This is a genomic window from Paenibacillus sp. DRB1-1, assembly GCF_052119485.1.
Lineage (GTDB): Bacteria > Bacillota > Bacilli > Paenibacillales > Paenibacillaceae > Paenibacillus > Paenibacillus polymyxa_B.
In genome coordinates, this window is sequence record NZ_JBODQH010000001.1 from 674641 (window position 1) to 687734 (window position 13094).

Sequence of the window (13094 nt, forward strand, 5' to 3'; positions counted from 1 at the left end):
TCTAGAATATTCACATAAACTATAATATTTATCTGGAATATTAGGAATGGAGGAATTCCTATGTCTATTATTCGAATCTATCTGGAGGCAGACAGTATCGTATCTGGAAACATTGCTATCACAACAAGTATCAATGTCACTCCAGTGGTTAATCGTTACACAGCTATTGTCGTGCTTGGTAATATATTAGGTGGAGTGACCACTATCCCGGCACAAAGTTTTACGAATGATAGTGGTACTTCAGTCGCGGCAAACAGTCTTGTTGTTCCGACCAGTAGTGGATACTACAATGTATTTGTAAATGGGACGTTGCAGCGAGGCGGCTTAACAACGCTTTCTGCTACAAATCTAATTATAAATACAGGCCTGATTGTTGGTGCAACAGTAGTCGTTGAGGTTGTTAATTTCAACTCTAGTGCTTCCTCAACCTCTGTCAACAATGTCACAGTAACGACTACCATAAGCGACTGAGAGAAAACCTTCGTAAAATTACTATAAAAAAACCGCCAAACACAGGGTTTCCCCTCGTCTTTAGCGGTTTATTTCTCTTTGAACCTCGAATATTTAAATCTTGAAGTTCTCCACAAGCACCTGAAGCTTCTCGGCCAGTGATGAGAGGAGCGCTGCGGAGGATTCCACTTCTTGCATGGCAGCAAGCTGTTGCTCCGAAGAGGCGGACAGGGACTCTGCCCCTTTAGCCGTATGGTTAGAGACCATTACGGTATTCTGAATGGCTTCAACGAGCCCTTCAGAGATCAGCGCCAGATCCCGAACTGTGGCTGATATTTGCTCGCTTTGGGAAGACATGTCGGAGATGGAGACTTCAATCTCAGAGAAGGAGCGCCCGGCTGATACGATCAACTCCTTGCCCTGCATCATTTCGTCCGTGGAACGCTTCATAGTTTCTCCTGCTTTGTCCATTTGGGCGATAATCAGACTGATCAGCTCGCTGATTTGTGTGGCAGAATTGGCAGAACGTTCGGCCAGTTTGCGGACAGAGCCAGCGACAACGGCAAAGCCCTGACCTTCTTCTCCGGCGCGCGCAGCTTCTATCGCTGCATTCAAAGACAGCAAGTTGGTCTCCTCGGCGATGCTGGCAATGGTGCCAACAATGTTCTCAATCTCCTTGGAGTGGCTGCCAAGCGTATGAATAATGCTTGAGAGATCGCCGATGCTTTCGCTGACAACTCCCATTTGGGAGGTGGTGGAATCCATCGATTCCCGGCCAAGGCGTGCTTTCTGGACATTATCCGCGGCCTTGTTCATTGCGATGTCCGCATTGCCAGCAATATCGCTGATGAAGCGGGACATATCCTGAATAGCTTTATAGCTTCCTTCCAGGTTTTGCAGTTGGGTATGCGCCCCATCAGCCAACTCAATCGTAACATTCGCGCTATGCTCTCCAGCACGGTTCGTTGCCTGTGCGCTGGCAGACAGCTCTTGAGAGGAAGAAGCGACCAGCATAGAGGTGTCATTGACCTGAGTAATCAGGTTGCGCAGGTTCATGGTCATATCATTGAAGTCGCGGGCCAGCGTCCCGATTTCATCCTTGTTTTTGAAGAGAAGCGGTTCATGGGTAAGGTCGCCCTTGGTAATGGTGTTCACAGAGGCTGACAGCTTGGTAAGCGGACTTACCATATGGCGAATCAACAGGTAAACAACAAGGATAGCCACGATGAAAATGGAGCCGCCAATAATAAAGGGCTGAACAATAATATCCAACGTCCGTTCCTGAATTAACGAGCCGTCAAAATTGATGGCCATCAGTGCAACAATGGGCTTGGTGGGATCATGGTCCTGATAAATGGGGCCGTATCCAGTTTTGAGCGTGGTTCCTTCATATGTATAAACCTTGGAATATGCTGAATGCTTCATGGTGGTTATCATTTCTTTGTCTTCGTCTGTGAAGTAAAAGGAATCGCCAGCTTGATAGCCTCTTTGCTTGAAGTTGGCATCGGCGGCCAAAATTTTTCCATCCAAAGAGATAATAAAGGCCTCCTTAAAAATAGGCTTATGTGCTACAATCCAGCCGATCCGGTCTTCAATAGCAGCAAGTTTGCTGTTATCTCCACTGACTAGAGCCGATATATCCGCAGGATCTATAAGGCCAGTCGTAATATTGGCGCAACCCACCAGCTCGATCCCAGCAGCTTCATCCACTTGATGATAAGCAGTACGATATCCGAAGTATCCAATGGAGGAGCCTACGAGAAGCAGTATGATGAGCATCATCCAGGTTAATTTTGTTGCCAGCTTCATTATTTGAACCACCAATCCTGACTCTAATAAATTTTTGTGACTATCCGTTTTCACTGCTACGATTATAGCCTATCAACACTTACTATAATATGGCATTCCAGTGTCGGAAGATGTCGTTTTTTGTGAGAATAGTCACTGTTTTTTGTAAATGGGGACGTTGCAGCGAACGGCAGTCATTAATGACGGCGTGGTGAGGACTACAATAAGCGACTGAGGTGAGTATCTCTGTTGAATTACGACAAAAAAACTGCTAAACACAGAGGTTTACCCTCGTTTTCAGCAGTTTTTTGTCTATGAATCAAGTGTTCCATCGGTAACGTATTTTCGATTTTATAGCTGTATTCAGCTTTATTTTTTGTGGGCTAATAAGAGATTAACTATGGTATCCAGCTGAAGCTCCAATGAATAAGGGTCTTCCATCACAAACTCATCCCCTTTATCGCTGAATGAACCGTACATATAAACCTGTCCTTTTTTTACAGCCGGAAGGCCTTTCCATAGCTCACTATGCAGAATCTGATTAGCCCCTTCATCTTCTGAACCGTATACAAAGATGTGATCTCCCATATACTCGGGTAAAACCTCAAGCGAAATATTTTCAAATCCTTCTTTCATGTTCAATGCCTTCTTGGTAGGTGGCAGCTTTAGCATCTGATAAATGGTCGGACTTCCGTAATTGCCGCCTTTCGCTGCCAAAACGTATATCGATTTATTGGCGACTTGTACAATTGAAACCGTCTCTCCATCTTTAACGATACCTTGAATTTTCGTTCTAGCCTCTGCAGCTTTCTTCTCATATTCAGTAATCCACTGCTCGGCTTCTTTCTGCTTGCCAAAGATTTCGCTAATTCTGCGGAATTTATCCAGCGGTCCCGCTGTAGATTCTCCCTCCCAATACGGCAGGAACACGGTCGTTCCTACCTTTTGGTAGCTATCGATGTTCTTTTCGATTGAACCGATAATTAAATCCGGTTGCAGAACGGTCAGTTCCTCCAAATCCATAGGAAATTCACCGAGATCCTTGATTCCGGCCAACTTCTCTTTGGGATATCCCGATTGATCAATCCAAGCCTCATTCAGCATAAAGCTTCTGACCCCCACCGGAATAATCCCCAGCTTCAAAAGATGACCCATATACTGATCCGATGCGACTCGTTTCGGGTTTGCAGGTACTTCCACATCGCCTTTTAATGTCTTAACCGTTCTTGTCTGTGCTTGCACTGCCGCTTGTCCATCGCTGTTGGATGTTGTCGCTGTATGATTAGCCTTCGTTTGCGAGCTTCCGTTTGTATTCGTCGAAGCCGAGCAAGCTCCCAGCATCAATGATAAACACAGCATAATCATCATGGCCGTTATTTTAACTCTTCCGTGCATAAACAAATCTCCTTCCGCGTTATACCGATATTGATAATCAATATCAGTATAACGTGCGAAAGATGTCCGCTGAAGGGCATATTTAAGCATCGTTTGGGGCATATCCTGATCTTGCTTCCAGGCATGATGCTCCCGCTCCTTTTTGAATCGTACGGGAGATAGTCCCTTATATTTCTTGAAGCTGCGACTTAAAGAATGGGCATCTGGATATCCCACACGCTCTGCGATCTCCTGCAAAGTGGCGTCCGTCTGCATGAGCAGTTCTGCCGCTCGATCTGCTCTTACTTGGCCCAAATAATGAATCGGACTGGTATGCATTTTATTTTTGAACAACCTGGATAAATGTCCAGTACTGCATTCTAGCTCCTCCGCAATGGACTCAAGTGCCATAGGCCGACTAAAATGCTCACGAATATAGGCTACAGCCTGCGATACCAGGTCGGGCTTAAGAGGCTCAATGCCCTGCCGATACAACTGCTGCAACAACTCATATACAAATTGTTGAAATAAGGCTTTGACATGCAGTTTGCCCAGTTCGGAAGCTTCACGCCATTCTTGCTCCAACAGCTTCACTTTATCGTACAATGGCAGTGGGTAACGAGGTGCGAAAGCATACTGGTTCTGAAAAGGATTTTCCTTTTCCAGCAATTGTGCAATCTCTTTGCGGCTAGGCAGGGTCAACGTTACTTTGTACAAAATGATGTAATATTCAAGCCCCTCTTCCGCCAGGATACTCAGGCACATTCCTTTTCCGCCATGCAGTACATGGAAACGCTCTACTCTGTGAATACTGTCATCCAACCGTACCCGTGCGTTTCCACGCACGGCATACAAGAACGCACTGGCAGGAATTCGATAGGTTCGTAGCTCCTCCCCTTTTTCGATCTTCTTATGACGAACATCCATCACCTGTATAAAAACATGATTCCACAGCAAAATGTGATCATTCAACTTCATTGCTTTTGTTCAGCCCCCGATCCAAACCATCCACGTACCTGCTCAAACTCATATTCAAACTATAATATATTATAGTTGATAATTATTCTCACAGGCAATGAAGTGATTTCATACGGAGCCTCTACTTTGGACGGTCCATTTTTCTAACCGCATTCTCCGCAGCCTCCATGATTACTTCTCCCAATGTAGGATGGGGATGAATGGTTAGAGCTAAGTCTTCTACGGTTGCTCCCATCTCGATAGTCAGAGCAAGCTCGGAAATGAGTGTTGAAGCTTCGACGCCGACGATTTGCGCCCCCAGTACGATCCCCGACCCCTGCTTTGCTACGATTTTGATGTAGCCCTCTGCTGCCCTTAGCGCCAATGCTCTGCCGTTAATTGCAAAGGAAGCCCTGCCAATGACAATCGGTAAGGCTTTTTCCTTTGCTTCTGTTTCACTTAGGCCAACACTAGCCAGCTCTGGTTCAGAAAAGACAACCAACGGCATCGCTTTATAATCCACTTTAGCAGCTTGACCTGCAATCGCTTCTGCCGCAATCTTCGCTTCATAGGAAGCCTTATGGGCAAGGGCTGGACCCTCGGTAATATCTCCAATGGCAAAAATATGCGGAATAGCCGTTCTACACTGCTCGTCTGTCTCGATCAACCCGCTGCTCGTCAGTGGCAAGCCAATGTGCTCCAATCCTAATCTGCCATCCGTATTCGGTTTTCTGCCTACAGTAACTAATACAAACTCAGCGGTGACATGATGCTGCTCTTGATCTTTTGAATAATGCAGCGTAATAGTATCCGTGTTCTGCACGACTTTTTCGGCTATCGCCCCGGTTACGATGCTTACACCATCTGTTTTCAATTGCTTAACAACAGGGGCCACAAGGTCCGTCTCAAATCCCGGCAGCACCCGCTCCCCTCCCTCCAGGATCGTTACCTTTGTTCCAAATTTGGCATACATTTGTCCAAGCTCAATGCCAATATATCCACCACCTATCACGATCAGGCTGGACGGAACCGCTGGAAGCGAAAGCGCCTCTGTAGAGGACAAAATACGTCCGCCAAACGGAAATGCTTTCAGCTCGATTGGACGGGAGCCGGTTGCCAATATGGCATACTTAAAGGATATCGTTTGTTCCGCTCCATTTTGATTGATGATGGCTGTATGCCCATCAACCAAGCTTGCCTCCCCTTCCAGAATGCTCACACCTGCCGTTTTCATTAAAAAGCCGACTCCGCCTGCCTGCTTATTCACAATCCCCTGTTTGAAAGCCTGAGCATTCACGAATGACACCGCTGCATCTGCCTGATTTACCTGCCTGAGTATCTCATAGCGATGTGCTTCGGCAATCAAAGCTTTGGATGGAATGCAGCCCACATGCGTGCACACTCCACCTAGCTGACTGCGTTCAACAATCGCCGTTTTCATTCCAAGCTGAGAAGAACGCAATGCCGCCACATAACCTCCTGGCCCTGATCCAATGACCAGTGTTTCTACAGATTCAAGCTTGCTCATAACTAATACCTCCTGTTAAAATGGCATGATTTAAAATATGATGATTGTAATATATTATAGTCATCATATTTTAAAAGCGTCAATAGTCTTGATCAGCCTTTCTGAAGTTGTCGTTATAGGAAGACAAATTGACACGTTTTATTATGATGATTATAATATTTTGAAGTTAGCATTATGAACCCGTGGAGTGATTACAATGCCTTATCCAAAAGGCCATAAGATGAAAGTGCGGAGTAAGATCGTTGAAAGTGCTGCCCAGGCTTTCCGCGCCAACGGTATTCACGATGTAAGTGTTCCCTTTATTATGAAAGGGGCCGGATTAACTCACGGCGGGTTTTATTCACACTTTGATAACAAAGGACAGCTAGTCGCAGAAGCCTGTCGCTATGCCGTCAGCGATACCCTCGCACTGCTTCAGGAGGCCATTGACCAAGAAAAGCAAGCTCCCAAAATCAATGTTGTCATCGACTACTATTTAAGCACCCATCACCGCGATCGAACCGAAATAGGCTGTATTATTCCTGCCCTTTCCGTAGAAATAGCCCGTTCTTCCGAAGAAATCCGGCAGATATTCACGCAGGAGTTGGAAAGAATGATTACGTTTATCTCCAATTTGGCGGGAATGGATCTATCCAAGAGTAGCGCATTGTTCAGTAGTATGGTTGGTTCTCTTGTGCTTGCACGTTCTGTTAATGATCCTAAACTGAGTGACAGCCTTCTCTCGGCAGGCAAACAGTATGCCAAAGCACTGGTTAATAGTTGAATGTAAGTATGTTTTACGTATGCAAAAAATCCGCTAAACACCAAGAAATCCTTGATGCTTAGCGGATTTTTCCTAAGAATCTAAACTCAAAACGGAGGTAACGATTTGTCAGAGATTCGAGGTCTCCACCTGCCAAATCTCCGTTATGTTCCAAATCGTTTGCGGTACCCGCATTTTCGGCATAACTCTTCTACCGCTTCTCTCTTAGAGAACCCGAAGTACAGACGGTTTGCACGCTCCCCTTCCACAATGTCGGAAAAAGATTGCTCATGCACGTTACCTAAATTAATGACACCTTCTCCATCCAGACAGCAAGGGACCACCGTTCCATCCACCAATACCGCCGCTTGGCTACGGAGTGCATGGCAAAAGCCTTTTCCGTCATCTTCGGGGGCACTGAGGCTTGGCCATTCAAATTCATGGTCTTGATTCAAATAAACGTTTGGTGCGATTTTGACCCCACTGCCCGGTATCACCTTTTCCTCAATCCGATAGTCCAGTCCAAACTCTTGCTCCAGTCGTTCAAGTGTTTCCCGGTTGCGCTGACGCTGCACATTAGTCAAATTATCTTCAGTCAAGTTCCAGAGACGGAACGAAATAATGACATTGTGTTTCACCGCTTCTCTTACAAACGTGAAAATATTACCCAAATATCCTTCTCGATCGACGGAGCCTTCATGCCCGTCAAAACTGTGGAGAGAGAAGTTCATCTGACGCAGCGCTGGTTGCCCAAGCAGCTTATGTCCGGTCTTCGGCAGCAAGGTACCATTGGTGGTTATATTGACCTTCAAGCCTTTCTCATGAGCACTTTCCAGCAAAAGATCAATTTTCGGATGGAGCAACGGCTCTCCTTTTACATGCAAATAGATGTAATCCGTGTGTGGTTTGACCTGATCAAGCACATTTCGAAAGACTTCCGGATCAATAAATTTTTTGACACGCTGTGTTTGAGGACAAAAACTGCATGCGAGATTGCAAATGCTCGTTATCTCAATATATACCTTTTTAAAAGTTTTCAACATGATTTCCCCATTCTAACCTTCATCCGGAGCATCTTGTTTATGCTCACTAATCTTATGATTATAACGGGTTATCACCGACAGGTAAACTCTTCAGTCTCTCCCTTGGTGTGGGCATCAAATGCTCGACACATACGCCTATCCAAGATTTGATTTGATATTTTCTATTGACCCTAGGTCTGACCTAAGGTTTATAGTGGAGTTATTCAACTATCAGTAAGGAGTCCTGCCATTGAAAGAACATATTACGATCAGCCAGCTTGCTCAGCTCATGAATGTGTCTGTACATCAACTGCGTTATTTTGAAGAAAAGGGAGTCCTGTATCCATCACATACAGAAGAAAATCAATATCGAATGTACGGTCTTCATGAGATTTATCAGCTTTCGCATATTTTATTATTACGCAAATTAAATGTCCCTGTCGGTCAGATTCAAGAATGTATGACTTCCTATGCTGCCGATGACTATAACCAGCTTTTAGAGCATTCGTTGCAGAAGGTACAGGCTGAAATAGCTAACTTGAAGATGCATGAACAGTTTATTCACAAAGTGTTAGAAGAACATAATAATCGGACCCAGCAGGACGATGAGTATCAGGTCAAACGATTAGGTCCCCGTCATTTAAAGCTATGGTTTGCATTGGAGAATGGTCAAGAGCTCACTGCCGGAAACCTATTTGAACACCGCCCTGCCCCACCTCGATTATTTGAAAATGACCTGCATTACTTGTCTGATGCTGGACAGGCGAAGCTATGTTATGAAACGGCGGATGTGGCTGACTATATTCTGGAAGAGGGCAACTATCTTTATAAGCATCTTTCCGTCATTGAAGAACCGGAGATTGATTATGAAATTAAACAAATGGAACGATATGTAGCTCATCACCAATATAACTGCCAAAGCAAGATTGTTCTAGTAGAAAAATCTTATCTTTCGATGTTCGACAATAACAAGCTGCAATACGAAATTCAGGTTAAAGTAGAATAAATCTTGGAGGGCGTTAAATGAGTGCAAAATCCTTTGACATTGTTGCATACCAGAAACAAGACCATGAAGCTGTTTGCAGTCTTTTAGTCGAATCGTTTAAAGCAAAATTCCAATCTCTTGTTACACTGGAGGATCAAGATATACCGAAGTTGTTAATGCAGGTTTGGGTTCAAAATCCTTATTCTTCATCTATGAAACAATTTGTAGCCAAAGAGAACGAAGATGTTGTCGGTGTTCTTTCCCTCAAATGGAAGGCCCCCTCCTCTTCACTTCCTGAAACAAATTCCATTTCTTTAGCTCCGCTCCTAAAACAGTTTGGTTGCTTCAATGTATTTAAATTTTTGACAGGTATGCATGCGCTGGAGTATACCCCCGCTGCAAATGAGTGTTACATTGATCATTTGGCGATTCGTTCAAGTCATCGTAACCAGGGAATAGGACGCCGTCTTCTAGCTTTCGCACAGCAATTTACGGTTGAATCTGGGTTTCATGCATTGACGCTTCATGTAGCGCATAAGAACCAAGGGGCTATCCGTTTGTATCACAAACTGGCGTTTGAAGTAGAACAATCCAAATATAATGGGTTACGGCATTTTTGGTTCAAGGAGCCTGTATGGAATCTGATGAGTTGGAAAGAGAACCTGCATTCGAGGAGAGAACATCGTTGAAAAAAACATTCAAGCTTACTTTTGGTATTGCGGCAGCTCTGGCTGTTGCCTTGATACTAATTGTTCTATATCAAAATTCCTATAAGATGACAGAAGAAAAAATACAAATTAAGACACCTAAAGGGCTGTTAACAGGTACATTAGCTTTGCCTAAGAACTACTCGGGAAAGGTTGGATTGGTTGTTTTTATCCATGGGGATGGTCCTATTAATGACACATATGATGATGGATACAAACCACTGTGGGAAAAGTTCGCTTCCAAGGGTTATGCCTCCCTGTCACTGAATAAGCCCGGTATTAACAGCGCTCCTGGCAATTGGCTCGACCAAAGCATGGAGGACCGTGCACAGGAGATCCGATATGCAATAGACTGGGCAAGAAGCTTACCGATGATTGATAAGCAAAAAATCGGCCTATGGGGAGCCAGTCAAGCAGGATGGGTCATTCCAAAGATCGTTAAAGAGGAGCATGATATTGCATTCAGCATCCTTGTATCGCCTGCCGTGAACTGGATTTCCCAAGGACAATTTAATACCAGAAAAGAAATGGAACAAGAAGGAGCTACTCCGCAAGAAATTCAAAAGACATTGAATTACGATCAAGAAATTCTACAGTTACTGAAAAAACATGCTTCTTATGAAGAATATCTAGGCATAGCCGATCCTGACGATATGATTTCCAAAGAAAGATGGAGCTTTATAGGCAACAATTTTCTGTCTGATTCCACCGAAGAATTAAGTCACTTCCATTCTCCTGTACTCTTGGTTCTGGCTGGCAAAGATATTAATGTTGATGTAAAGGGTACCGAGCGAGTCTATCGCCAGAAAATACCTCCAGAACTGCTGTCCGTGATTCATTTACCTGAAGCCGACCATTCCATGATGGATGAAAAAATCGCGCGTTCAAAATCTCTAACTTTCTTAACAGCCGTATTCGCCCCAAGAAAATTGGTGAATGACGAGTACCTGGAAATCCTTGCTGATTATGTCAGTCAGCGTTAAACAATGATGTTCTTTTTTGCCATACTTCTTTTGAATATGCTAATGAAAACCCAATCGAAAGATAAAAGGGCTGATCAGAACCCACAAAAATTCTTTCTACACCTTTGTCCTTGACTCTTTTTATGGCTTCATAAATAACGGCTTTTCCAAGCCCCATTTTTCTATACTTAGGTATTGTTCCTACAGGCTCCAGTATTCCTATTTTATTTAGCTCGTCGTACCAAAGAGTAGTGAAAGAAGCCACTTCATTGTTTTGATCCAGAATGACTACATCCAATTCCGGTATATAATCAGGCGCATTTCTCAATGAAATATAACATCGTTCAGCGACATTATGATCTGGATAATCGCCCTTAAAATATCCAAATGCTCTTCCATGAGCAAACCCTTTTTCAAAATCCCCCACTTCATTCGCATCCGAAATTCTAAACCCTTTTGGTAGTTCCACCTTTACATCATGGGGTACATTCATATAGGACGTCGTTTCTTTCCCATTCTGCAAGATATAACTTCTTTTTTTCAAAAGCTCCTTAAGTTGTTCTCCATCCTCGTTTACAATTAAATCTATAGTGGTTACGCCCTCATTGTGTAAAGCTAATTTCATTTCAGCATAATCTATTAATTCATTTAGAAATTCATTTGAAAAATCTAGATCTGCAAGCTGGAAATGGGCTTCACCTGTGTCACCTTCTCCTTCCGGGTGAACAACAGCAACAATTTCTTTATGCTCATCCTCCCAAATCCCAACAGTCTCAGGCCACATTTCAAATTTATTGTGCATGATTTGTCCCCAATACCTACAAAAATTCCATCGATCTATAAACCAATTTTTGAGGTCAGGGCTACTTTTCAGGGAGTGTTTCAAAAAATCTCTAATCCTTAAAAAGTCATGTGTTTCAAATTTTTTCTGAGTATACTTCATTATTTACCTCCTGCTCTTCTGCAATGACCTTATTGTAAAGATTCTGGAAGTTTAGATATATGCCAAGTTCTTTTATCAAATGTTTGTAACATTATTCTTATAAGAAGACAACAAAAACCCACAGATCATCTCTGCGGGCACATTTTTTATTTTTTTGAATATACGATTTTCTTAATGCGGTCTACAGACAGTCCGTATTGTTCTGAGAGTTCGTCAATGGACACCCTCTCGCTGAATCTTGCACGTATCTCTTCGTTCCGAATGAGATAATAAAGGGCTGCGCCTGAGCTTTCTCCCCATCTCCGACGCTCACTTGGACGACTCGGGATATAAATGAGTTCTCCTTGTATATACCGCTGAACTTCCTTAAGCAAATCATCAGGAAGTAGATCAGTTGCCTTCAAATAATTCATGTAGGGCTCGCTCCTTAAAATAAATTTTACATTTTAAGGGCAAAGCCTGCGTCTGCCAATAACTAATCCTTACAGGCGAAATATATTCGCTCCATACCAAGCTTCGCCTTGTTTATTCCGCAGGCTTTGCATGGAGCAGATTGAGTACGAAATCAATGATACGATACATCGTTCCCCCTCCTTTTAGACATCACATTGGTTTTCACTTAGCTCAGTTCAATGATTAGGAACTCAACTCATGTTATTGTAAAATACGAACTGCGATGAAACAACGATTAAAGTTACACTCGTGAACAATGGGTTTCTATCCCAATCGACGTCTATTTCCTGTAGGGTCCGGTTTATGTGCAGTCAGTTACGCGCTCATTCAACCCATAACTGTTCTCGGTTAGACTGGGAATAGATCTATAAACAACAAAAAAACGGCATCTCTGCCGTTTTTTCTAAAAGGATGGACTCTCAGGGACTCGAACCCTGGACCAATTGATTAAGAGTCAACTGCTCTACCAACTGAGCTAAGAGTCCATAATAAAAGTTTGGTGGAGCCTAGGGGGATCGAACCCCTGACCTCATCGCTGCCAGCGATGCGCTCTCCCAGCTGAGCTAAGGCCCCATCATAAGTAAATTAATCAACGTTTCAAGCGACTTCTATATCATATAAAATTTTTATTCCTGTGTCAATACTTTTATAAAAAAAATATAATCATCTTCTCACCTTGACCCAAGAAAGATACAGTCAGCGATCAGTCGCTGGCTGTATCTTTAGATAACAGTGTTTTCAGTTCCTTCATAAACATATTGATGTCTTTAAACTGACGATAGACGGACGCAAAACGTACGTAGGCGACTTCATCCACTGGGTAAAGCTGTTCCATGACCAGCTCTCCGATCTGCTGGCTATCCACTTCTGTGGCTGCTGTGTTGCGGATAGCGTTCTCCACTTGGGATACGATCATATCCAATTGCTCGACGGATACTGGGCGCTTCTCGCAGGCTCGAATGAGACCGCGCAGCATTTTATCACGACTAAACTCTTCACGGCTGCCGTCTTTTTTGATGACCATGAGTGGGGTTTCCTCCACCATTTCAAAGGTGGTAAAACGCCTGGCACACTGCTCACATTCACGGCGGCGACGGATGGACTTGTTATCATTCGCAGGTCGCGAATCCAACACTTTCGTGCCATTGTAGGCACAATACGGACATTTCATAATCTCACCACT

The 13094-nt window shown here is 43.8% G+C and carries 12 protein-coding genes and 2 tRNA genes; 5 read left to right on the forward strand and 9 right to left on the reverse strand.

The window, feature by feature from the left end; genetic code table 11:
• Nucleotides 1-60 precede the first annotated feature (60 nt).
• On the forward strand, nt 61-471 hold the full coding sequence (locus ACQW03_RS03045; RefSeq protein ID WP_071640179.1) for a DUF4183 domain-containing protein: 411 nt from the start codon (nt 61-63) through the stop codon (nt 469-471).
• A gap of 93 nt (nt 472-564) precedes the next feature.
• Here the strand turns inward: ACQW03_RS03045 and ACQW03_RS03050 are convergent, their stop codons facing one another.
• The 3 genes from ACQW03_RS03050 to lpdA form a co-directional block, all read right to left on the reverse strand.
• Complete coding sequence (locus ACQW03_RS03050) at nt 565-2259, reverse strand: methyl-accepting chemotaxis protein (RefSeq protein WP_220031033.1); 1695 nt, start codon at nt 2257-2259, stop codon at nt 565-567.
• 348 nt (nt 2260-2607) lie between these two features.
• Nucleotides 2608-4590: an ABC transporter substrate-binding protein gene (locus tag ACQW03_RS03055; RefSeq protein ID WP_441948199.1), complete on the reverse strand. Its 1983-nt coding sequence runs from the start codon at nt 4588-4590 to the stop codon at nt 2608-2610.
• Between the two features lie 121 nt (nt 4591-4711).
• On the reverse strand, nt 4712-6097 hold the full coding sequence (lpdA, locus tag ACQW03_RS03060) for a dihydrolipoyl dehydrogenase (RefSeq protein ID WP_441948201.1): 1386 nt from the start codon (nt 6095-6097) through the stop codon (nt 4712-4714).
• A 196-nt stretch (nt 6098-6293) separates the two neighbouring features.
• Here lpdA and ACQW03_RS03065 point away from each other — a divergent pair, with 196 nt between their 5' ends.
• Entirely contained in the window at nt 6294-6860 is a 567-nt protein-coding gene (locus ACQW03_RS03065; protein WP_076292505.1) for a TetR/AcrR family transcriptional regulator, read from the forward strand.
• Nucleotides 6861-7003: 143 nt separating this feature from the next.
• Here the strand turns inward: ACQW03_RS03065 and ACQW03_RS03070 are convergent, their stop codons facing one another.
• Entirely contained in the window at nt 7004-7882 is an 879-nt protein-coding gene (locus tag ACQW03_RS03070) for a radical SAM/SPASM domain-containing protein (protein WP_025719701.1), read from the reverse strand.
• 229 nt (nt 7883-8111) lie between these two features.
• Between ACQW03_RS03070 and ACQW03_RS03075 the strand changes: the two genes are divergently transcribed.
• The 3 genes from ACQW03_RS03075 to ACQW03_RS03085 are packed head-to-tail and all read left to right on the forward strand — an operon-like array spanning nt 8112 to nt 10536.
• A complete protein-coding gene (locus ACQW03_RS03075) occupies nt 8112-8867 on the forward strand; it encodes a helix-turn-helix domain-containing protein (protein ID WP_103744397.1) in 756 nt (251 codons plus the stop codon).
• 17 nt (nt 8868-8884) lie between these two features.
• Nucleotides 8885-9535: a GNAT family N-acetyltransferase gene (locus ACQW03_RS03080; RefSeq protein ID WP_441948204.1), complete on the forward strand. Its 651-nt coding sequence runs from the start codon at nt 8885-8887 to the stop codon at nt 9533-9535.
• Nucleotides 9532-10536, forward strand: a complete 1005-nt coding sequence (locus tag ACQW03_RS03085; RefSeq protein ID WP_076292504.1) for an alpha/beta hydrolase family protein — start codon at nt 9532-9534, stop codon at nt 10534-10536. Before ACQW03_RS03080 ends, ACQW03_RS03085 begins: the two co-directional genes overlap by 4 nt.
• On the opposite strand, the gene ACQW03_RS03090 is transcribed toward ACQW03_RS03085, so the two are convergent.
• The 5 genes from ACQW03_RS03090 to nrdR form a co-directional block, all read right to left on the reverse strand.
• Entirely contained in the window at nt 10523-11458 is a 936-nt protein-coding gene (locus ACQW03_RS03090; protein ID WP_441948206.1) for a GNAT family N-acetyltransferase, read from the reverse strand. The genes ACQW03_RS03085 and ACQW03_RS03090 overlap by 14 nt on opposite strands.
• 146 nt (nt 11459-11604) lie before the next feature.
• Complete coding sequence (locus ACQW03_RS03095) at nt 11605-11871, reverse strand: CD3324 family protein (RefSeq protein ID WP_441948208.1); 267 nt, start codon at nt 11869-11871, stop codon at nt 11605-11607.
• Nucleotides 11872-12323: 452 nt separating this feature from the next.
• A tRNA-Lys gene (locus tag ACQW03_RS03100) sits at nt 12324-12396 on the reverse strand.
• Between the two features lie 12 nt (nt 12397-12408).
• Nucleotides 12409-12484 (reverse strand) — tRNA-Ala (locus ACQW03_RS03105).
• Between the two features lie 130 nt (nt 12485-12614).
• Nucleotides 12615-13082: a transcriptional regulator NrdR gene (nrdR, locus tag ACQW03_RS03110; protein WP_013309614.1), complete on the reverse strand. Its 468-nt coding sequence runs from the start codon at nt 13080-13082 to the stop codon at nt 12615-12617.
• Nucleotides 13083-13094: the final 12 nt, after the last annotated feature.

Excerpts from the sequence above, each read along its gene's own strand:
- ACQW03_RS03045 (WP_071640179.1), top strand. The coding sequence starts at position 61 with ATGTCTATTATTCGAATCTATCTGGAGGCAGACAGTATCGTATCTGGA.
- nrdR (WP_013309614.1), bottom strand. The coding sequence starts at position 13,082 with ATGAAATGTCCGTATTGTGCCTACAATGGCACGAAAGTGTTGGATTCG.
- ACQW03_RS03080 (WP_441948204.1), top strand. The coding sequence starts at position 8,885 with ATGAGTGCAAAATCCTTTGACATTGTTGCATACCAGAAACAAGACCAT.
- ACQW03_RS03090 (WP_441948206.1), bottom strand. The coding sequence starts at position 11,458 with ATGAAGTATACTCAGAAAAAATTTGAAACACATGACTTTTTAAGGATT.
- ACQW03_RS03095 (WP_441948208.1), bottom strand. The coding sequence starts at position 11,871 with ATGAATTATTTGAAGGCAACTGATCTACTTCCTGATGATTTGCTTAAG.
- ACQW03_RS03050 (WP_220031033.1), bottom strand. The coding sequence starts at position 2,259 with ATGAAGCTGGCAACAAAATTAACCTGGATGATGCTCATCATACTGCTT.
- ACQW03_RS03070 (WP_025719701.1), bottom strand. The coding sequence starts at position 7,882 with ATGTTGAAAACTTTTAAAAAGGTATATATTGAGATAACGAGCATTTGC.
- ACQW03_RS03065 (WP_076292505.1), top strand. The coding sequence starts at position 6,294 with ATGCCTTATCCAAAAGGCCATAAGATGAAAGTGCGGAGTAAGATCGTT.
- lpdA (WP_441948201.1), bottom strand. The coding sequence starts at position 6,097 with ATGAGCAAGCTTGAATCTGTAGAAACACTGGTCATTGGATCAGGGCCA.
- ACQW03_RS03055 (WP_441948199.1), bottom strand. The coding sequence starts at position 4,590 with ATGAAGTTGAATGATCACATTTTGCTGTGGAATCATGTTTTTATACAG.